Origin of the sequence: Marinobacter sp. C7 (genome assembly GCF_022343555.1) — a bacterium.
Taxonomy (GTDB): domain Bacteria; phylum Pseudomonadota; class Gammaproteobacteria; order Pseudomonadales; family Oleiphilaceae; genus Marinobacter.
This window is the reverse complement of record NZ_JAKQZH010000005.1, coordinates 68,614-90,304: the sequence shown is the minus strand read 5'-3', so window position 1 is coordinate 90,304 and position 21,691 is coordinate 68,614. Positions and strand designations below refer to the sequence as shown.

The window sequence follows — 21,691 nt, the reverse complement described above, 5'->3', positions numbered from 1 at the left end:
GTTGAGGCGCAAATATGAATTCTAGTGCCAACAATTGTGAGCAGATTGCAAAAGAGCTGTTTTCTGCTTATCAGGGCTCTATGCCAATTGACAGTATTACAGATCGATACCCAGAGCTAACCGTCCAAGATGCTTATCAAATACAGAAACTGTTTCTTGGTAAGAGATTAGCCCTGGGTGAACAAGTTATTGGCAAGAAAATCGGCGTTACCAGCCAGGCTGTCATGGACATGCTGGGCGTTAGCCAACCGGATTTCGGTCAGCTGACGGACCGGATGGTGATTAACCAGGGTGAGTCGATTGCCATGAAGTCCCTGATCCAGCCGAAAGCCGAGGGTGAAATCGCCTTTGTCCTGAAACAGGACCTGAGCGGCCCTGGCGTCAGTGTGGCTGATGTGCTTAGAGCCACCGAAGGTGTGATGGCGTGTTTTGAGATTGTCGATTCACGCATTCGCGACTGGAAGATCCGGATTCAGGACACGGTGGCTGACAACGCCTCCTGTGGTGTCTTTGTGCTGGGTGACCGTTTGGTCGATCACCGAGATCTTGAGTTGTCCACGACTGGCATGGTGCTTGAAAAAAACGGTCAGGTAGTAGGTACCGGCGCTGGAGCAGCAACCATGGGGTCACCAGCCATAGCCGTCGCCTGGCTTGCCAATACCTTGGGCGAGCTTGGCATGTCTCTCAAAGCCGGAGAAGTGATTCTGTCCGGAGCCCTGTCCGCCATGGTGCCGGTCACTGCCGGTGACAATTTACGGATGACGCTGGCGGGTATCGGCAGCTGCTCCGTGCGGTTCGACTGATAGAAGCAACAGGAAAGAATCATGAGCAAGAAAATCAAAGCCGCCATCATCGGCTCGGGCAACATCGGCACCGACCTGATGATCAAGATCCTGCGCAACGGCCAGCACATCGAGATGGGTGTGATGGTGGGCATCGACCCCGAATCCGACGGCCTGGCCCGCGCCCAGCGCATGGGCGTGGCCACCACCCACGAGGGCGTAGACGGCCTGGTGAAGATGCCGGAGTTCGCCGACATCGACATCGTCTTTGATGCCACCTCCGCCAAGGCGCACATGCACAACGAGGTGTTCCTGCGCGGTCACAAGGAAAACATCAAGATCGTTGACCTGACCCCGGCGGCCATCGGCCCCTACTGCGTGCCGGTGGTGAACCTGGAGCAGAACCTGTCCGAAGGCAACGTCAACATGGTCACCTGTGGTGGCCAGGCCACCATCCCGATGGTGGCGGCGGTCTCCAGGGTCGCCAAGGTGCACTATGCCGAGATCGTGGCGTCCATTTCATCCAAGTCCGCTGGCCCGGGCACCCGCGCCAACATCGACGAGTTCACCGAAACCACCTCCAAGGCTATCGAAGTGGTCGGCGGTGCCCAGAAAGGCAAGGCCATCATCATTCTGAACCCGGCAGAACCGCCGCTGCTGATGCGCGACACCGTCTACGTGCTCTCCGACGCCGCCGACAAGGCCGAGGTGGAAGCCTCCGTGGAGGAGATGGTCCAGGCGGTGAACAGCTACGTGCCGGGCTACCGCCTGAAGCAGAAGGTACAGTTCGACGACATCCCCGAAGACCAGCCCATGAACGTCCCGGGCCTGGGCCGCTTCAGCGGCCTGAAGACCTCCGTCTTCCTGGAAGTGGAGGGCGCCGCCCACTACCTGCCGGCCTACGCCGGCAACCTGGACATCATGACCTCCGCCGCGCTGGGCACCGCCGAGCGCATCGCCGAATCGCTGGTCAAGTGAGGAGACTGACTCATGACTTATAACCCCGGCAAGAAACTGTACATCTCCGACGTGACCCTGCGCGACGGCAGTCACGCCATCCGCCACCAGTACTCGATCAAGAACGTGCAGGACATCGCCCGAGCCCTGGACAAGGCCAAGGTGGATTCCATCGAAGTGGCCCACGGCGACGGCCTGCAGGGCTCGAGCTTCAACTACGGCTTCGGCGCCCACACCGACCTGGAGTGGATCGAGGCGGTTGCGGAAGTGGTCACCCATTCCAAGATCGCCACTCTGCTGCTGCCCGGCATCGGCACCGTCCACGACCTGGACAACGCCTACAACGCAGGTGCCCGGATCGTGCGGGTGGCCACCCACTGCACCGAGGCGGATGTCTCGAAGCAGCACATCGAGCACGCCAGAAAACTCGGCATGGACACCGTCGGCTTTTTGATGATGAGCCACATGCAGACCCCGCAGGGCCTGGCCGAGCAGGCCAAGCTGATGGAAGACTACGGCGCCACCTGCCTCTACGTGGTCGACTCCGGCGGCGCCATGAACATGAACGACATCCGCGACCGCTTCCGGGCGCTGAAAGACGTGCTGAAACCGGAAACCGAGACCGGCATGCACGCCCACCACAACCTGGCCCTGGGTGTGGCCAACTCCATCGTGGCGGTGGAAGAGGGCTGTGACCGTATTGATGCGTCCCTGTCCGGGATGGGCGCCGGTGCCGGCAACGCCCCGCTGGAAGTGTGCATCGCCGCCTTCGACAAGATGGGCTGGGAGCATGGCACCGACCTGTACGCCCTGATGGACGCGGCCGACGACATCGTGCGCCCGCTGCAGGACCGTCCGGTTCGCGTGGATCGCGAGACCCTGGCGCTGGGCTACGCCGGTGTCTACTCCAGCTTCCTGCGTCACTCCGAGGTGGCGGCGCAGAAGTATGGCCTGAAAACCGTGGACATTCTGGTAGAGCTTGGCCGCCGCCGCATGGTGGGTGGTCAGGAAGACATGATTGTGGATGTGGCGCTAGATCTCCTGAAGTGAGCTGAATAGGAAATATTTGTCATGAACAAAAACAATACGTTTCTGGAAGCAAGAAATTTTCTGATCTCACAAAGAATTAATTACGAAAATGCCGTTGATCAATTTAAATGGCCACAGTTTGGCGAATTTAACTGGGCTTTAGATTATTTCGATTATATTGCGAGCGGCAACCATAATCCGGCGCTCCACATCATAAATGATGAAGGAGATGACGATGTTTATAGCTTCGACCAGATATCGCGTCGCTCCAATCAGGTGGCCAATTTCCTTGAAGCCCATGGAGTAAGCAAGGGCGATAGAGTCTTGCTGATGCTCGGGAACGAAGTAGCCCTATGGGAAGTTATGTTAGCGTCCATGAAAATCGGCGCCGTAATAATTCCAACTTCGGAACTGTTAGTTGAAGAAGATCTTTTAGATCGAGTTCACCGTGGAGGTGCGAAGTTTCTGATTACAAACTCCAAACACCTCAATAAGTTTGAGCGCTGCTTGGATGGAATTACCTCTGCGATTTGTGTCGATCCAGATTTGACCCGCGATGATTGGATTTCATATAAATTAGCGAGTGAATTCAAAGGAGACTTTAAACCAAAAGAGAAAACTTTATCGCAGGATCCCCTTTTACTTTATTTTACATCAGGGACAACTTCCAAGCCTAAGCTGGTTCTTCATTCGCATCAAAGTTACCCGGTAGGAAGTTTGACCACTATGTACTGGATTGGGCTAAAGCCTAATGACGTACATATGAATATCTCATCGCCAGGATGGGCAAAGCATGCTTGGAGCTGTTTTTTTGCTCCATGGAACGCGGAAGCATGTATTTTTATATACAACTCCAGTCGTTTTAGTGCTAAGTCGCTTTTGAGCGTATTAACGAAATATCCCGTTAATACTTTATGTGCCCCAGCGACGGTCTGGCGGATGCTGGTTCAAGAAGATCTAGGTGCTATTAAGTCTCGACTTGAACTGAGGGAATTGGTTGGAGCTGGCGAGCCTTTGAATCCTGAGGTAATTCAGAAAATTCAGAAGGCATGGGGAATTACTGTAAGAGATGGGTATGGCCAGTCAGAAACCACAGCTCTCATTGGTAACACTCCGGGGCAACGCGTCAAGCCCGGAAAAATGGGGCGGCCGTTGCCTGGATATGAGGTTGTTCTCCTAGACGAGCAAGGGATTCCTGCCCAGGAGGGTGAGGTCGCTCTCAAGATAGATGATAAGCCAACCGGCTTGATGTTGTGTTATGAGGACAGCCCCGAAAAAACCAATCAGGTCATGGCTGAGGGTTTTTATCGCACGGGTGATACCGCTTCTAGGGATTCGGAAGGATACATCACTTTTATTGGTAGGGCAGATGATGTTTTCAAGTCATCAGACTACAGAATAAGCCCGTTCGAGCTTGAAAGTATCTTGATGCAACATCCTGCCGTTGTAGAGGTTGCTGTCATTCCAGTTGAGGATCCGGTTCGGTTGTATTTGCCGAAAGCCTATTTGGTGCTTTCGGAAACTGCATCGGAAAAAGAAAAGGATGTCGTAAAAGATATTTTTAATTTTATATCCGTAAATATGGCCCCCTATAAAAGAGTGCGATTTATTCAAATTATTGATGAATTCCCAAAAACCATATCGGGCAAGATAAGGAGGGTGGACTTAAGAAAATTTGAGAAAAGAGATGAGAGCTTAGAGCTGAATGTAAGCAGAGAGTATCGCGAGCAAGATTTCACCTAGGTCGATTGAGAATCATTTTAAATAAAAAAACATCCTGATTAGCACAAAAATAATGAGGTAAATGATGAGTAAGAACAAGATGAGAAGGTTAGTTCCTTCATTAGGATTCTCTGTCCTTGCACTTGGTAGCGCTGATTTTAGTCAAGCTTTGACATTTCAGAGCGGTGAAGTGAGAGGGCAGCTCGATTCATCCCTATCTTTAGGCGCTTTGTGGTCTACAGAGTCTCCTGATCCTGCATTGATTGGCGCAGGAAATGGTGGCGATGGCGTCACAATGGTTGGTGACGATGGTCGCCTAAATTTCCGTTCTGGTGATCTGGTGTCGAATGTCTTCAAGGGTGTGCATGATCTCAATCTATCTTGGCGAGACAGTGGTTTGTTCGTTAGGGGAAACTATTGGTACGACTTTGAACTAAAGGATGGGGATCAAGAGCTATATAACATTAGTGATGAAGGCCGACTAACGGCTGCTAAGTCTGCAGGAGCGCAGATACTTGATGCATATGTTTATCATGATTACTCGTTCGCTGAGATGTCTGGTAGTGCCCGTCTCGGAAAACAAGTAGTCAGTTGGGGCGAAAGTACGTTCATTCCCAACTCGATTAACTCTATTAATCCGGTCAACTTAAGCGCTCTTCGAAGGCCAGGTGCTGAACTTAAGGAAGCACTGATCCCAGTTAACATGGCCTTTATTTCCCATTCACTGAATGAGTCCTTATCGTTCGAGGCCTTTTATCAGCTTAACTGGCGAGAAATTGTTCTAGATAACTGCGGAACGTTCTTTTCTGGAACAGACCTAGTTCCAAAAGGATGTGACCGAGCGGTTGTTGGTGGCGGAGGAGATTTAGATCCAGAGACTCAAGTCTTTTTCCCGCGTATCGGTGATCGAAGTCCCAGTGATAATGGGCAGTATGGCATAGCCCTGAAATGGTTCGCAGAGCAACTCAATAGTACTGAGTTTGGCTTTTATGCGATGAATTATCATAGTAGAGCACCTTACCTCTCGTCGTTAAGTGTTGATGGGAGTGCCCCTGTTCCTGGGGATCCTGGAGTTGAACTTAGTGCTCGGTACTTCGTGGATTACCCGGAAGACATTGAGCTATATGGGGTGAGCTTCCAAACATTCCTTCCTTCAACTGGAACTTCGGTAGCAGGTGAAATAAGTCACCGTCCCAACATGCCTATGCAAATCAATGGCATTGACTTGGTAGGTGCCACTCTAACTCCGGCTGAGGCCCGCTCGGCGTCAGTAAATCCATTGTATCTCACCGGATATGCATCTCTGAATCCTGGCGATGAAATAACCGGATGGGTGGAAAAACCGTTCACTCAAGCTCAGATCACTGCAGTGCACTTGTTTAGCCAGGTACTAGGCGCGAGCCGGTTAGCGCTGATTGGTGAGGTTGGCGTCAGCAGGATCGACGACCTTGGTAGCGCGAATGGAACTGACATTCGCTTTGGACGAGACACAGTCTTTGGTACGGGCCCATTAGTTGATGGTTCGTGTGGTGGAAACGCCAAGTGCACGACTGATGGGTTTTATACCGAACACTCCTGGGGCTACCGGGTACGGGGCAATCTCGAGTACCCGAATGTCATGGCAGGGGTGACGTTAAAGCCAAGTATGTCATTTGCTCACGATGTTAATGGTTATGGTCCTACCTTCACCGAGGGTAATAAAGCATTCGGCGCCGGAATTTCTGCAAGCTATAAATACAAATATTCCGCAAGCCTGAATTACACAGACTTCTTTGGTGGTGATTTTAATACCAAATCAGATCGTGACTTTGTATCCCTCAGTTTCGGTGTCGATTTTTAAGGAGCGTTTTATGTTTTCAAAAATTTCTAAGAAGCTAGCTAAAACAGCAGTGATCTCGGTGGCGCTTTCAGTTTGCTTTACAGCAAGTGCTAACGACGATGTAACTAGGCTCGGGGCAGAGTTAACACCGCTGGGAGGGCTGAAGGCCGGTAACCCCGAAGGGACTATTCCGGAATGGAAAGGAGGTTTACCCATCGATGCAGGTAAAGTTGTTGATGGGTTTATGTCTAATCCATTTGAAGGTGAGGAACCGAAATTTGTAATTAATTCAGAAAACTACAAAGAGTATGAGAATAAGCTTTCTGAAGGGCAAGTTGCCATGCTAACTAAATACCCGGAAAGCTATAAGATTCCGGTATATGAAAGTAGAAGGACGGCAAATGTACCTCAGGAGATCGAGGCAGCAGCTAAGAGAAGCGTAAAAGGTGTTGAAACCGTTAATGACGGTAACGGACTTAAAGGGCTAAGCAATAGCCGGTACTACGCGTTTCCACTTCCCGATAAAGGTGTGGAGGTCATTTGGAATCACATGACACGGTACCGTGGCGGGAGTATGAAACGCACCATGGTTCAAGTTTCACCGTACGCAAACGGAGATTACTCCTTAGTTCGGTTCGATGATATTTTTTCCTTCCCTGAAACTGTTGATGGTGCTACTGACGAACATATGGAAAGTGTTCTGTTCTTTTATTTGCAAAGAGTTCTTAGTCCATCACGGCTTTCTGGCAGTGTTTTGATGGCACATGAAACCGTTGATCAAGTTAAGGATCCACGGAGAGTTTGGGTATACAACTCTGGACAAAGAAGGGTTCGTCGGGCCCCACAAGTTGCTTATGATGGTCCCGGCCAAGCGGCAGATGGTCAACGCGTTGCCGATAACCTGGATATGTACAATGGCGCCCCGGATCGTTACGACTGGGAGCTGGTTGGCAAAAAAGAAATGTATATTCCCTACAACAACTATGAGCTTGGGTCACCCAATCATAAATATAAGGATATTTTTAAAGCAGGACATATCAATCAAGATTTGACTAGATATGAACTGCATAGAGTTTGGGAGGTGAAGGCGACGCTTAAAGATGGTGATCGTCATGTTTACGCCGAACGGACCTTTTATCTGGATGAAGATACTTGGCAGATTGTCTTGCAGGATATGTACGACGGTCGGGGGAACCTCTGGAGGGTAGCAGAAGGGCATGCCGTCCAGTTCTACCATGCTCAAGTTCCTGGCTATGCCGGAGAGGTTCTGTACGATCTTCTAAATGGTCGGTATTTGGCAATGGGGTTCACTAATGAAGAGGCTCACGGCCCAACCTTCGGCACTGAAACTGAACTTAGGGATTTCTCTCCTAGCGCACTCCGCCAGGCAGGACGTTAAGTACTGACTGTAAAGCCTGCATCAAACGTTTGAATAACAGTACATGTTTGGTGCGGGCTTTATATTTTCATTGAAAATATTTCTGAATTCGTCAGCGCTTGGTATTTAAATGGCCCGAGCGGTAAAAAGGGGAACCCAAATGACTAGAAAATTGAAGAACAAGGGACTCGGTTCAATATGTGTTGGTTTTTCAATTTTATCTTCGGCATCGACAGCGTATGCAGTTAATGAGAGCGCTAATGACCCATATCCTGAAATGTCGAGACTTGAGGATGTTATGGAGACCCAATCCCGCTCGACTACACTGGCGTCGCACCGGTTACTCAATGATGTCGCCAAACTAGGGGAACGCATTGTTGCGGTGGGGGAGCGCGGGCACATTATCTACTCCGACGATGAAGGCAAGACCTGGAATCAAGGCGAAGTGCCCGTTTCGGTCACTCTAACCGGAGTGGATTTTGGCACTGCGTCCAATGGCTGGGCGGTCGGTCATAGCGGCGTGATTCTCCATTCCGAAGATGCTGGCGAAACATGGGCTATACAGTTCACCGGCATTCAGGCGCTTCAACTTGCTCTGGAGACCAAGGAGAACCAGATAGCGGCGATCAAAGAGCGGATTGCGACGGCTCCTGAGAGTGAGAAGAAGGACCTTGAATGGGCTCTGGATGATCTTTTATTTGCAATGGAGAACATTCGGTCAGATCTGGAGATAGGGCCTGTGAATCCGTTACTTGATGTGTGGTTCGAAAACGAAAACCACGGCTTCGTAGTTGGTGCCTACGGTATGATTCTGCGAACCACTGATGGTGGGGAAACTTGGCAGGATTGGGGGCCCCGCATTGACAATCCAATGAACTTTCATCTGAACGGTGTGGAGGAGATCGAGGGTGGCGCGCTGTTGGTGGTTGGTGAGGCCGGCCAGATCCATGTATCCGAGGACGGCGGACAAACCTGGGAGCCGCGCGAAAGCCCCTATGAAGGTTCGTTATTCGGTGTGACGGGCACTGGTCGAGTAAATGAGATTCTAACCTTCGGGCTGCGAGGAAATATGCTGTTCTCAAGCGATCTTGGCAAGAGTTGGAAGGTGGTATCTAGCACCGCCGATGCGACTCTTAATGATGGGATCGTAATTGAAGATGGCCGTATCATCGTGGTCGGTAATGGCGGCGCTATCCTAACAAGCGGTAGCAGCTCAGACTCCTTCCGAGATTATTATCGGGAAGATCGCGAAGGCGTCATGAGCATTGTTCCTGTCTCTGATACCCGGCTCCTAATTGTGGGTGAAGGGGGCGCGACGTTGACCGACGCTCGTGGAAAAAACCTCCAATAACGCCCTGATGTGGCAATAACAGAATCGAAAGTGAAGGGGCTTTTGAATGTCCAATCCGAAGTATGACAAGGGCGATTATTACCACGGGACGCCCAAAGCGGAACCATTTCTGGAACGGCTGATTTTTAATAACCGTGCCATCATCCTCATCGCGTTTTTACTGCTGACGCTGATTCTTGGTTACAACGCAATTAAAATTCAGCCAGACGCTAGTTTTGAGCGAATGATTCCTCTGCAGCATCCTTACATCGTGAATATGCTGGAGAACCGGGATGATCTGCAGAACCTCGGAAACTTTGTGCGAATCGCGGTGGAAGTCGAAGAGGGTGATATTTTCACCAAAGAATACATGGAAACTCTCAAGCAGATTACGGATGAGGTTTTCTACCTGAATGGTGTGGACCGATCCGGGCTCAAATCCTTGTGGACGTCAAACGTTCGATGGGTGGAGGTCACCGAACAGGGGTTCCAGGGTGGCACGGTTATTCCTGATTCCTATGACGGCTCTGGAGTAAGCCTGGAACAGCTACGCCAAAATGTATTGCGTTCCAATGAAGTCGGTCGTTTGGTTGCGGATAACTTTAAGTCAACCATTGTCTACGCTCCTCTTTATGAAAAGAACCCAGAAACAGGTGAACCACTCGAATACGGTGAGTTCTCGCGCCAATTGGAAGAGAAGATCCGACAAAAATACGAGGCGCAGAATGCGAATGTCGATATACACATTGTCGGCTTCGCGAAGAAAGTAGGCGATCTGATTGAAGGCATTGGTTCGATCGCTTGGTTTGCCGGAATCACGATCGTTCTCACGACACTGTTGCTGTTCTGGTATTCCCGTTGTATTACCGGAACTTTGGTTCCAGTCCTTACTTCGATCATTGCGGTTTTCTGGCAGCTGGGTACTCTCAGGTTGCTCGGGTACGGTCTCGATCCCTATTCCGTTCTAGTGCCATTTTTGGTCTTTGCGATCGGTATCAGTCATGGTGTCCAGATCGTAAATGCCATTGCCGTTGAGGCGGCTAAGGGTTTTGATACACGCACTTCTGCTCGCTTCGCCTTCCGAGCGCTTTATATTCCAGGGATGTTGGCACTGATTTCAGATGCCTTCGGATTCCTTACGTTATTCTTTATCGAGATTGACGTAATTCGAGATCTGGCTGTCGCAGCGGGTATTGGTGTGGCTTTTGTTATTATCACCAACCTGGTACTGCATGTGGTGATTATGTCGTATCTGGGGATCTCTAAAGGCGGTATTCGGCATGTTCAGAACCACGGTGAAAAGCAGGATCGAAAGTGGCGTATCATGTCTTATTTCGCCCATCCCGGGGTTGCACCTGTTTCTATCTTGATTGCGGTGATTGGTCTCGGTCTCGGCCTCTATTACAAGCAGAACTTGAAAGTGGGAGACCTTGATCGCGGTGCTCCGGAACTTCGTGCCGACTCAAGGTACAACAAAGACAACGCTTTCATTATCGATAATTACTCGACAAGTGCGGATGTTCTGGTGGTTATGGTCAAAACTCCGGTGGAGCAGTGCACTCACTATGAAGTGCTGCGTGCCATGGATGCGCTTCAATGGGAACTGGAAAATACGCCAGGTGTTCAGTCATCCGCCTCTCTGGCCGATGTCTCAAAAACTGTCACCAAGGCGCTGAATGAGGGCAACTGGAAGTGGTATGAAATCTCCCGAAACCAGACAATCATCAATGCCTCTATCAGAAGTGCACCCTCGGGTTTGATCAATACCGATTGCAGCTTGACACCTGTGTTGGTGTTTCTTGAGGACCACAAAGCAGAGACGCTACAAACTGTTGTGAATCGCGTCGAAAAATTTGCCGACAAGAATAATGCCGAAGATCATACGTTCCTGCTTGCCGCCGGCAACGCAGGTGTAGAAGCTGCAACGAACGAGGTTATCTCTGCCGCCAAGGACAAGATGTTGGTGTTGGTCTATGGAGTGGTGAGTTTGCTCTGCCTCGTTACGTTCCGATCGGTGCGTGCAGTGCTGTGTATTGTGATTCCCCTGGGCCTTACCTCGATTCTCTGTGAGGCGATCATGGCTGTTTCGGGTATCGGTATAAAGGTGGCGACTTTGCCGGTGATAGCCTTGGGCGTCGGGATTGGTGTTGACTATGGCATTTATATCTACAGCAAACTGGAGTCGTATCTAAAGAAAGGTAAAACACTTCAGGACGCATACTACGAAACTCTACGTTCGACCGGAAAAGCGGTGATTTTTACGGGTGTGACTTTAGGGATTGGTGTAGTGACCTGGATCTTCTCGCCGATAAAATTCCAAGCGGATATGGGCTTTCTCTTGTTCTTCATGTTTCTCTGGAACATGGTTGGAGCAATTTGGCTACTGCCCGCGCTAGCGTATTTTTTGATACGCCCAGATCAATCAAAGTCTAGAGTATCGAAATAGGTGTTTTTTAGATTGCCTTTCTTGTAACAGGGACGTTTTACAAGAATAATTTCAAATGAAATGGTGACGATTAAATATTCGCACTCTGACTGTTAAGTGTTCGGTTTTGTTTTGGTTTTATTTATTTTTTATGCGGTTGTCTCCGCATTTTTGCCCAGGCTTTCTGGGCTTTTTTGCTTTTTCGAAGAAATGATCGAAGGCCGTGCTATCTTTAGGTGTTTATATATTATCAAAACATAACTCTATTGATTTGTTCAGTTTTGCCGTACAGTACTACTTTCTATTCTGATTTTTTTTGGAATTTTTCGATTTCGTTTTCAAGATGACTTTTCACTGATAACAAGTCGTCACTTATTTTATGTTCTTGATTATATTTTTGAGATTTCAAACTTTTTATTTGTAGCCTTTTTTCACTGTAAACATAGTGTAAAACGCTGGGGGGAAGGTTATGCCCTTCAGAGCTGTTCATATGTTTACGTAATGCTTTAAAAATGTCAGGGCTGGGTGTTCTACCTAATTTTATGCTAATGTCTTTGGGTCTTATTTCATAAATATTTCCCCAATAAGTTACTGCATCTCTCCATGCCCCACTTATAGTTGTGTTGTTGTCAATATAAAATCTGCGAGCTTTTCCTTTTTTGTTTACGGAGAAGTAACAAATTGGTCTTATCTCTTCGGCTGAGGGCCCAATTCCGATAGTGATTCCCTGAAATCCCACTCCCCGGTTAGGTTTCGTATTTGGATGATTCTTGTTAATAAAATCTAAATACTGTGTGGCGGCGGAGCGAGCCATCCATCGCGCCTCAAAGTATCGTGCTCGAGTTTTTTGATACTTGTACCAGAGTTGGTAAGGGATGTCGGATGTCGGTCGATGCAATGAAAAATATTTCTGATAGAGCTTCCCTCTGATTGTGGCTACTACGCGCCATCCATAAAAACCAGAGGATAACTGACCTTTTTCGTAAAAACTGATAGCCATCGAAGCTGAATAGTTACCTGAGAGGATCTGTAGGAGCTTGAAATACCAAGTTCTAATGTTACTTTGGGTGTCGAGTCGAGGGAAGCGGCATCATCCAAGAAATCTAGGCTGGTTGTCGGTTCGGTCTCCGGGGCAATACCCTATTCCTCACTTAAACAGGTGATATCTCGAACTAAGTTTCTACCATTACGCGCTTCCTCAACAACAGTTCAATCTGAGCTTCGCTTCAAGATAATTTCAAACCTACATCACCTCTGTGAACCAGGGCACTGGCAGTGCCCTCCCTCCCAATACACAGAGGTAATTCCAAATGTCTGAACAATGCCCCAATTGCCTGTCCCGACGGATTGGCAAGAAAAACTACGGTAAGAAAACCGCTGGGGTGGTCGGTGCGTCTGCCGGTACCTACGGCGGTTATGCCGCTGCCACTGCCGGTGCCCGAGTGGGTGCTGGCTTGGGAATCGTTGCTGGTCCCGTAGCTGCGACTGTGGGCGGTATCGGCGGTGCCGTCATTGGTGCGCTACTGGGTGGCGCCACTGGCGCCTCCGCTGGCGTAATTCTCGGCGATGTCCTGGATGACCGTGTGCTGGACAACCTTCGCTGCCTTGATTGCGGGTATTCCTTCAGTCCCGATCCTGAATCCCGCGACTATATCCGCTAATCCCCCTCGCAGATTCCATAGGAGAACAACCATGGCTCATCTAATCGAGCAAATGGCCTACGTTGGTCAAACTCCCTGGCATGGCCTGGGGAATGAATTGACGTCCAACCAGCCCCTGGAGATCTGGGCAAAACAAGCTGGTCTGGATTGGCAGATTCAGGAAAGCCCGGTCCGATATGTCACCAACAGCAATAGCACCCTGGGTGAAATCCTGTCCTACCCGGATTCCAAAGTGCTTTACCGCTCCGATACCAAGGCTCCACTGTCTGTCGTCGGTAATCGATTCAAAGTAGTCCAACCTGAGGAAATCCTGGAGTTCTATCGGGATTTGACCGAGGTGTCTGGTTTTGAGCTGGAGACCGCCGGTGTGCTGAAAGGTGGTCGGAAAATGTGGGCTCTGGCCCGCACCGGCCAATCCGGCATGCTCAAGGGCAACGACCAGACCAATGCCTACGTGCTGCTGGCAACCGCCTGTGACGGCACCATGGCCACGACGGCTCAGTTCACCAGCATCCGTGTGGTGTGCAACAACACCCTCGCAGTGGCGCTGAAAGGGTCGACCGAAAATGCTGTGAAGGTGAAACACAACACCGCCTTTGATGCAGACCTGGTGAAGAAACAGCTCGGTATTTCGGTTAGTGCATGGGATGACTTCATGTATCGATTGAAGACCCTGAGTGAGCGAAAGGTGAAGAACACCGAAGTCAGGAACTACTTCCTGAAGGTATTCACTGATGATTCCGGAAGTGGTGTTGGCAAAACGAACGAGCGATCCATGGCCAAAGCGCTGTCCCTCTACGAAGGCGAGGGTATGGGTGCCACGTTGGCCTCATCGGATGGCACAGCCTACGGGCTCCTCAATGCCGTCACGGAATTCGTTGATCACCAACGCCGGGCCAAAACCGTAGATCACCGGCTGGATTCAGCCTGGTTCGGAACCGGTGCGGCCTTGAAGAACCGTGGATTAGAACAGGCTCTGTCACTTGTGGCCTGAGTCGATCCTATAAATCGAAAAAAACGCCATAAAGCCCACCGGAGCCTGATGCTCTGGTGGGCTTTTTTATGTCTGGAGGAAAATACCATGGGAATAAGTGCAAACACGATTCAGAAACAGCGACCGGCATTGCGCCTGGTCTCCACCAAGGGACTCAGCCGGGATGAATGGCTGAAAGTTCGCAAGCAGGGCATTGGTAGTAGCGATGCAGCTGCAGCCGTCGGCATGAGCCCTTATCAATCGCAGCTCGAGCTCTGGATGGTAAAAACTGGCAGGGATGCTGGCTTGCCCAAACCGGATTCCGACGATCCCACATCTCCGGTCTACTGGGGCCATATCCTGGAACCGATTGTAGCTGAGCAGTACAGCCGGCAGACAGGCCGGAAAGTGCGCCGGGTGAATGCTGTATTGCAGCATCCAGACCCCGAAAAGCACTGGATGTTAGCCAACCTCGATTACTCCGTGGTGGCTGATGACGACGTGCAGATCCTGGAGTGTAAAACGGCAGGGGAGTTCGGCTCGCGTCTCTGGAAAGAGGGCGTGCCGGACTACATTCAGTGTCAGGTGCAGCACCAGTTGGCTGTTACCGGCAAACAGGCGGCGGACGTGTGCGTTCTTCTGTGTGGCCAGGAGTTGAAGATCTACCGCGTTGAACGGAATGAGGAGCTCATCGAAGCGCTGTATGTGCTGGAGCGCCAGTTCTGGGATTTCGTGGAAACGGATACGCCGCCACCCGTTGACGGTACGGATTCTGCGGAACGCGCCTTACGCCACCTGTACCCGGTTGATCGAGGGGAGACGCTGGACTTCAGCCAGAGCAAGGAACTGTCGGATGCGTTCGACGAGCTGTTGGCAATCCGCAAGGAAATGGAAACCCTCAGCTCTACCGAATCCCGCCTGAAACAGCGAATTGAAAGCAAGATGGGCGAAGCTTCAAAGGCAACCTTCCCGAATGGCAGCGTGAGCTGGAAACGGAGCAAGGATTCCGTGGGGCTCGACGTGAAACAACTGCTTAAGGATCAGCCAGAGCTTCTGAAGCAGTACCCACTCACCAAGCCGGGCAGCCGGCGATTCCTTATTCAAGCCTAGATACCCCATTGGCCACGCGGGCGTGACGAGAGCCCCGTGGACCTTTTTACAGGAGAGTCATCATGATTAAAGGTTTAGCCATCACGCCTCCCGTGTTGGGGCGTATCAGCATTGGTAGGGTTGTTGAGAAGAACGGCATCCGGCTTCCGCAGAAAGATGATCAATTCACCATCACCTCACAAATCCAGGAAAAAGACGCCGGATGGGTTTTACATCCCATGGACGAAGAACTTAGAAAGGGTACGCCAAACGGCAAGCTGCGGACTATCCCGGTGCGCATGCTCTTCAATGACGCGGATCTGAATCTGCGCGCTGAGTACACCATGTTCGACCGCAAGAGCGGGAGACCCATGTGCGTTGGTAACGGTGACACATGTATGCGTCTGACGCAGTCAGGGGTGCAGTCTTTGCCATGCCCAGGGCCAACGTTGTGTGAGTTCGGCAAAGGTGGTTTGTGTAAGCCCTATGGCCGTCTGAATGTGAAGGTTGGTGACGACGATGATCTCGGCACTTTCATCTTCCGCACGACTAGCTACAACAGCATCCGGACGCTTGCGGCCAGGCTGAACTACTACCAAGCAGTCTCGGGTGGTTTATTGGCGTTCATGCCTTTGGAATTGAAGCTAAGAGGGAAGAGCACGACGCAGAGTCATCGCACGCCGATTTACTATGTGGATCTTGCGATCAAAGAGGGGGTGTCACTGCAGGATGCAGTGGCTGAAGCACGCGAAAGATCCAGTCAGCTAAAGGATGAAGGCGTTGATCAGGCTGCATTGGATGCGGCTGCGGCGAAGGGATTCGGTAATGCGCTGTTTGAGTATGACGAGGATGAAATGGAGCAAGTGGTCGAGGAGTTTTTTCCGGTACCCAATCCGGAAGGTAGTCAGTTGAGCTCTTCTTCTGTCTCGAAGTTGAGAAAGACTTTGGATTCAGCGAGGTAAGGTTTGAATGTTGGGCGAGTGACCAAACGATGGTCACTCGCCCAACATTCTCTCAACTGCCGTTTAATTTTTTTGGATTGGTAGAAGAAGCCCTATTGGTCTAGCCTTCTGATGGCGCATAGTCTGCTCTCAACGAGACGAGGTATGAGATGAGAACTTGTATGATTCAGGGGGATATGACTTCGGATAAATCTAGCGAGGCGTATCCAGTAGAAACTTTCTGTGACGACTGTTACGAAGCAATGACTCCTGGAACAGAAGATTCGCCAGTGGTTCAAGATCAAGGTTATGACCCGTCCTGGGGGCAGGTTTGTGCCGATTGTGGAAAAACCGAAGAAGAGGAACGAGAAGAGCAGAACCTTTAGTAGGCTGCTTTGCATGGTGAATTCATCGAGCTAATTGGTGCAGGCTTCTAGTTTTTAGAAGCCTGCGGGCAGGTCATGTCGATTGGGTTTGGGAGCATCAAGTCACTGAATAGTCGTGACTTCCCTCGCGATCTCAATAGTAAATGTCATTTAACCGTCGGTAACCCAGCAAGCTCATCGTTGATAGGGCGTCATCCATAAAATCGCGTTGACTATCGATTTCCAGAAAATGCAGACATTTGGAAATTATCTGCCCCCAATACCTTGTTTCGGGATCTTTTGCGCCGTCGGCCTCAGTTATTTTCTTGGCTCGGCTGTATAGATGACCGACACCTACTTTGCCCTCAATCAGGTAAGTGACGATAACTCGAAATCTGATTTCCAGAACCTCCGAGCCTCTGAAAAGAGTTTTTCGATCGTTCTCAACCTGTTTCCAGAGAGCCTCGCTGGTCAATCTCTTCGAGGTGACTTCATCAAACAGGCTAGGGTTCTCATGCCTTTGCACCAGTAACCAGAGAATAGGAGCGGCCAGGATTGGCGGGAATTTGGGATTGGCGGAATGTATGGCCCCAGCTTCGAGCATTAATCGTTCAATGTCTCGAAGTGAAAGCTTGTAGGTTCTGGCAAGATTGACGATGAAGTCATTTGGAAAGCTACTTTCGGTTCTTGACGAGCGGCCCAAACCGTCGAAGCCTTCTTTGATGCCTAACTGGTTGAGAAGGTTTGCGCAGAAACTTTCCAGATCAGGTTCCGGCAGACGAAGCTGAAGATGAAAGAATTTCCGAAGGTACCGGTGCCCATCATATCCCTGTCCATAATGCCCTTTGATTGCCTCACCGAGCTGGTCTCCATCGATCCCAATCACAAAGACCACACCAGGAACATTAAAGAAATGCTTGATTGATTCCAGAAGTTCCACTGCATAGCTTGGCCTGCATCGGTCTAATTCGTCGACAATAACGACCAACGGGAATTCATTGTCATTGTCCTGAAGCTCTTCCGCGTATTTTTTAAGGCAGTCCCGGAAACCTTCCGCGGACTTCTTGGCGCTTTCGTGGGCCTGAAGTTTCTTTTCGACCAGCTCCTTCGACAGCTCGCCAACACCTTCGAGGTCAATCAGACCGCTAGTGGCTATTTTCACTGCGAAGGGCGCGACAGTGCGCACGAGCTCCACACCTTTTTTTCTCACTGCATTAAAGTTGGGGCTTTTCGATTGGTCAGCTTGCAACTGGCTTCCCAGTTCCTGAATCAGCGCAACTAACGCATCGTGGGTATAGTCCACCTCCCATGCGCTGAACTTGACGACTTTCGCTTTTTTCTGCTTGAGAGACGCGGCCCACATGTTGAGGAACGTTGTTTTCCCGGTACCCCAAGGCGAGGTCAATGAAATGACGGCCGGGCCTTCCACGCGTTTTACGAGGTGGGTCAATTTTTGTCCAGTATCGCTAAGGTTAAAAGCACTGGCAGACCAAGGAGATTCCTGATCGATTTGCAGTTCGGGCGGTTCAAATCTCATAAGACGGGCTTAGTCCTGGTTCGGCGATGAACTTCAGGTCAAATGGTGCCCTGAAGTAGGCGGTCCTTCAATACGACTACCCGCAAGATCTCCAATGCTCCGGATGGATGAGATAAACACCTGATGTTTATGTCCATTTCTGCTACTTTTACCAGCTGACAACATTGAAGAGAGTGGTTGAAGCCTGAGCCCATCAGCTTGGCCACTTGCCAGCCCTGTCGCAACGATGGGGAGGACGGAACCAAGTACTCGCAGCGAGCATTCCATGAGCACCAATATCGAGCAGATCAAATCCCTGTTGCTTTCCTTGTTACCCAAGGATGGATCAACCGTCGGCAACATGAGCCTCAAAGACAAGATTCGCAAAGACCATCAATTTGCTATCAGCGACGAGGATTTTGATGCGGCTCGAAACCAGCTCCTCGATGAGGGGGTCATTTGGAAAGGACGTGGACGCGGTGGTGCAACCTATCTAAGCCAGCCTGCGGCAGGCGAACAGGCGATGCCCGATGGTTTTGAGTTGCAAGCCCAGCAAGCGCCTTCACAGGAAGATCTCGTCTATTCCAGTCAGAAGCCAGCTTCACCAAAAGCGTCTCGCCAGCCTGCAAAGAAAAAGGGCGAGCATAGCCAGGTTTTGTCCTACCGGTACGACGAGAAGCGGAAGAACAATCCGCACGTCGGCATGGTGGATACCCATTCTGACGGAGAGGAGCAAAAAACGACCTGGCAATATGACCCGCATCTATCTCCGGAGCTACAGTTCGATTCAAGCAGGTCTCAAGTCGAAGATCTGATTGAGGACGCACTCCACGCCCGAGAGGTCGAAGCAAAAAAGGCTAAAGACGACTTGTTGACGTGGCTTGATCATGCTTTGGCGGCTGACGACGAGCCGGCCATTCGGGAGGTGGTTACCAATCTGCGCCAAAGGGTGGCTGATAAGGAATTTTTGGAGCGGGAGCGCGAAGATCTTACCGAGCTCAAACGCATGCAGGCTCCCTATCTGAATTGGACTGGTAAAGCCGAGCGCACCAGTTTCGAGGTGGATACCGTTTCGCTTCATGTGCACGAGCGAATTGATCCAGCAACTATTCTGGCGGCAGTTCAGAAACGTATTAAAGATGCAAAAGGAAAGTCATCACCTTCGCTTCAGCCAGATCTATTTCACGCTCCGTTCGAGAATTTGCCCCTCCGGGATGCTATTGACTTTTATAAACATGAGCGGGACTGGGCCAATCGAATGATTGCGGGGGACTCACTGTTGGTCATGAATTCGTTCTTACAAAAAGAGGGCATGGCCGGACATATGCAGATGATCTTCATAGATCCGCCATACGGCATTAAATATGGATCGAATTTCCAACCCTTTACCAACAAGCGCGATGTTAAAGATCGTAACGATGACGATTTAACTCAAGAGCCCGAAATGATTAAGGCTTTTCGGGACACATGGGAACTAGGAATTCACTCTTATTTAACCTATTTGCGAGATAGGTTGCTTCTGGCGCGAGAGCTTCTGAGCAGCAGCGGTTCGGTATTCGTTCAGATCTCGGATGAAAACCTACATCATGTGCGTGAATTACTTGACGAAATCTTTGGTGTTGAAAATTTTGTTTCAGTAATCACTCTGCAGAAAACAACTAGCTCCACTAATCCTTATCTAAGCGGAGTTTCTGATTACCTACTTTGGTACGGAAAAAGCTACCCTAACCTAAAGTATCGACAACTATACAGAAAAAAAGTTACCGACGGAGCTGGTGCCGGCCACTACAAGATACTAGAGACAGAGCTCGGAGAAAGGATTCCATCGTCAAAGGCTTCAGCAGATCAACTGCTGGATGGGCGTAGGCTAACTGCAGATAATTTGCAGTCTGCTTCGGTTGGCCGCGACAAGGGAGAAGGCGCAGCATGTTGGTTTCCGGTCCCTCACCAAGGGGTGGAGTTTCTTCCAAATAATAAAAACCGATGGAAAACAAATGAACAGGGGGTACGGAGAGTTGTTCGTTCTAACAGAGTCTTGGGGCAAGCGACGGCCTTAAGGTACGTTCGGTTTTTCGACGATTTTCCAGTGTACTCAATACACAACATCTGGACCGATACAGGTGGTGCACCAGATAGGAGATATGTAGTCGAGACTAATGCGCGAGTAATTGAGCGTTGCATACAAATGACTACGGATCCTGGCGATCTGGTTTTTGATCCCACATGTGGTAGCGGCACAACTGCATTTGTAGCTGAAAAATGGGGGCGCCGTTGGATCACCTGCGACACTTCTCGGGTAGCAATCACATTGGCTAAGCAGCGCCTCATGACCGCCAGCTACGACTACTTCGAGCTTAAGTATCCCCAAGAGGGACTCGGTGGCGGATTCATATATAAATCAGTACCTCACGTTACGTTGAGGTCGATCGCCAATAATCCTGAAATCGATGATATTTACGAGCAGTATCACCCAGCAATTAAAAAAGCCCTTCGCGAACTGAATGAAGCGCTCAAAGGCCAACCAGTCTCATATCTTGTTACTGAAGGGGCTAGGAAGGGGACTAGAATCGATTTTTCTAAATCAGAAGGGGAGGCTGCGCTTTTACCCTCTGGAGAGACTGCTCATATCAATGAGCTCCTAGAGTGGGAAGTCCCATTCGAATTTCCGAATGAGTGGCCAAGCGAGGCCAAGGCTCGATTTGATTACTTCCACGAAGCTCGCATCGCAATGCAAGGTCGGATAGACGAGAGCATCTCTAGTCATGCGAATCAGGAAGTGCTTTACGATCAGCCAGAGATCAGTCGAGAAAAACTGAGAATTACCGGTCCCTTCACAGTAGAGGCCGTACCCTTTGCGACAGTGTTGGGGCTTGATGAAGCTGAGCAGCCAAAAGAAGCTGATGTCGCGGTCGCGCGCTCAGGAGCCACCTCTCGTAAAAACCAATGGCAGCAAGAGCTGATTTCAGCAGGAATTCGAGGTAAGGGGGGGCAGCATATAAAGCTTCAAGATCTCGAAACACTCCCAGGTGCCCATTATATCCATGCTGTCGGGACGATTGCAGAGAGTGGTGATCGAGTCGCTGTTAGCTTTGGTCCTGAACATGCGGCTTTGGAGCAACGCCAAGTTGAGATCGCGATGCGCGAAGCTGGTGAGCTTTTCCCGCTCCCGAAGATGCTTGTGTTTTGTGCGTTTAATTTCGACCCCGAGGCAGCAAAGGACATTGGTAATATTAAAGGTATTCAGGCACTTAAAGTGCAAATGAACACGGACCTCCTTACGGAAGACCTCAAGAAAGGTCGCGCGAGCAACCAGTCCTTCTGGCTCATGGGGCAACCAGATATTGAATTGCATAAACTTAAGGGCGGTAAGTTGCAGGTCGAGGTCCACGGCTTTGATTACTTTGATACCAAAACCGGTGAGCTGAAATCTGGCGGCAAAAAGAATATTGCCATGTGGCAGCTCGATACGGATTACGACAACCGCTCACTCTATGCCCGTCAGGTTTTCTTCCCCATGGCTGGTAAAAAAGACGGTTGGTACAAGCTCAAGAAAGATATTCGTGCAGAACTCAATGAGGACCTGTTGGACAAGTTCCACGGCACCAAGTCAATTCCATTTGAGCCAGGTGATAACCGTTGTATTGCGGTCAAGATTGTCGACGATCGAGGTATCGAGTCACTAAAAGTCATTAGGCTGGATTGAG

The 21,691-nt window shown here is 50.2% G+C and carries 15 protein-coding genes; 13 read left to right on the top strand and 2 right to left on the bottom strand.

Annotated features, from left to right (window positions below; translation table 11 throughout):
- Window positions 1-14 precede the first annotated feature (14 nt).
- The 8 genes from dmpE (at window position 15) to MD273_RS17275 (ending at window position 11,463) form a co-directional block, all read left to right on the top strand.
- A complete protein-coding gene (gene dmpE / locus MD273_RS17310; RefSeq protein ID WP_285229176.1) occupies window positions 15-803 on the top strand; it encodes a 2-oxopent-4-enoate hydratase in 789 nt (262 codons plus the stop codon).
- A gap of 21 nt (window positions 804-824) precedes the next feature.
- A complete protein-coding gene (locus MD273_RS17305; RefSeq protein ID WP_239039048.1) occupies window positions 825-1,760 on the top strand; it encodes an acetaldehyde dehydrogenase (acetylating) in 936 nt (311 codons plus the stop codon).
- 12 nt (window positions 1,761-1,772) lie between these two features.
- Window positions 1,773-2,789: a 4-hydroxy-2-oxovalerate aldolase gene (gene dmpG / locus MD273_RS17300; protein ID WP_239039047.1), complete on the top strand. Its 1,017-nt coding sequence runs from the start codon at window positions 1,773-1,775 to the stop codon at window positions 2,787-2,789.
- Between the two features lie 21 nt (window positions 2,790-2,810).
- Window positions 2,811-4,511, top strand: a complete 1,701-nt coding sequence (locus MD273_RS17295; protein WP_239039046.1) for an AMP-binding protein — start codon at window positions 2,811-2,813, stop codon at window positions 4,509-4,511.
- Window positions 4,512-4,575: 64 nt separating this feature from the next.
- Complete coding sequence (locus tag MD273_RS17290) at window positions 4,576-6,330, top strand: DUF1302 domain-containing protein (protein ID WP_239039045.1); 1,755 nt, start codon at window positions 4,576-4,578, stop codon at window positions 6,328-6,330.
- 10 nt (window positions 6,331-6,340) lie between these two features.
- Complete coding sequence (locus tag MD273_RS17285; RefSeq protein WP_239039044.1) at window positions 6,341-7,708, top strand: DUF1329 domain-containing protein; 1,368 nt, start codon at window positions 6,341-6,343, stop codon at window positions 7,706-7,708.
- 139 nt (window positions 7,709-7,847) lie between these two features.
- The gene (locus MD273_RS17280; protein WP_239039043.1) at window positions 7,848-9,038 is read left to right on the top strand and encodes a WD40/YVTN/BNR-like repeat-containing protein; all 1,191 of its coding nucleotides are present in this window, start codon (window positions 7,848-7,850) and stop codon (window positions 9,036-9,038) included.
- A 46-nt stretch (window positions 9,039-9,084) separates the two neighbouring features.
- Complete coding sequence (locus tag MD273_RS17275) at window positions 9,085-11,463, top strand: efflux RND transporter permease subunit (protein WP_239039042.1); 2,379 nt, start codon at window positions 9,085-9,087, stop codon at window positions 11,461-11,463.
- A gap of 280 nt (window positions 11,464-11,743) precedes the next feature.
- Here MD273_RS17275 and MD273_RS17270 read toward each other — a convergent pair whose 3' ends face one another.
- Window positions 11,744-12,442 (bottom strand): hypothetical protein, encoded by a 699-nt coding sequence (locus tag MD273_RS17270; RefSeq protein WP_239039041.1) that lies wholly within the window; start codon window positions 12,440-12,442, stop codon window positions 11,744-11,746.
- A gap of 310 nt (window positions 12,443-12,752) precedes the next feature.
- Between MD273_RS17270 and MD273_RS17265 the strand changes: the two genes are divergently transcribed.
- From MD273_RS17265 to MD273_RS17250, 4 genes are all read left to right on the top strand, one after another.
- Window positions 12,753-13,103, top strand: a complete 351-nt coding sequence (locus MD273_RS17265; RefSeq protein ID WP_239039040.1) for a hypothetical protein — start codon at window positions 12,753-12,755, stop codon at window positions 13,101-13,103.
- 31 nt (window positions 13,104-13,134) lie between these two features.
- The gene (locus MD273_RS17260) at window positions 13,135-14,097 is read left to right on the top strand and encodes a DUF932 domain-containing protein (RefSeq protein ID WP_239039039.1); all 963 of its coding nucleotides are present in this window, start codon (window positions 13,135-13,137) and stop codon (window positions 14,095-14,097) included.
- Between the two features lie 87 nt (window positions 14,098-14,184).
- On the top strand, window positions 14,185-15,186 hold the full coding sequence (locus MD273_RS17255; protein WP_239039038.1) for a YqaJ viral recombinase family nuclease: 1,002 nt from the start codon (window positions 14,185-14,187) through the stop codon (window positions 15,184-15,186).
- Between the two features lie 62 nt (window positions 15,187-15,248).
- On the top strand, window positions 15,249-16,127 hold the full coding sequence (locus MD273_RS17250) for a recombination directionality factor (RefSeq protein ID WP_239039037.1): 879 nt from the start codon (window positions 15,249-15,251) through the stop codon (window positions 16,125-16,127).
- Between the two features lie 498 nt (window positions 16,128-16,625).
- Here MD273_RS17250 and MD273_RS17245 read toward each other — a convergent pair whose 3' ends face one another.
- The gene (locus MD273_RS17245; protein WP_239039036.1) at window positions 16,626-18,008 is read right to left on the bottom strand and encodes a KAP family P-loop NTPase fold protein; all 1,383 of its coding nucleotides are present in this window, start codon (window positions 18,006-18,008) and stop codon (window positions 16,626-16,628) included.
- 265 nt (window positions 18,009-18,273) lie between these two features.
- Here MD273_RS17245 and MD273_RS17240 point away from each other — a divergent pair, with 265 nt between their 5' ends.
- Window positions 18,274-21,690 carry a site-specific DNA-methyltransferase gene (locus MD273_RS17240; RefSeq protein ID WP_239039035.1) on the top strand — a complete coding sequence of 1,139 codons (3,417 nt, stop codon included), beginning with the start codon at window positions 18,274-18,276 and terminating at the stop codon, window positions 21,688-21,690.
- Window position 21,691 lies beyond the last annotated feature (1 nt).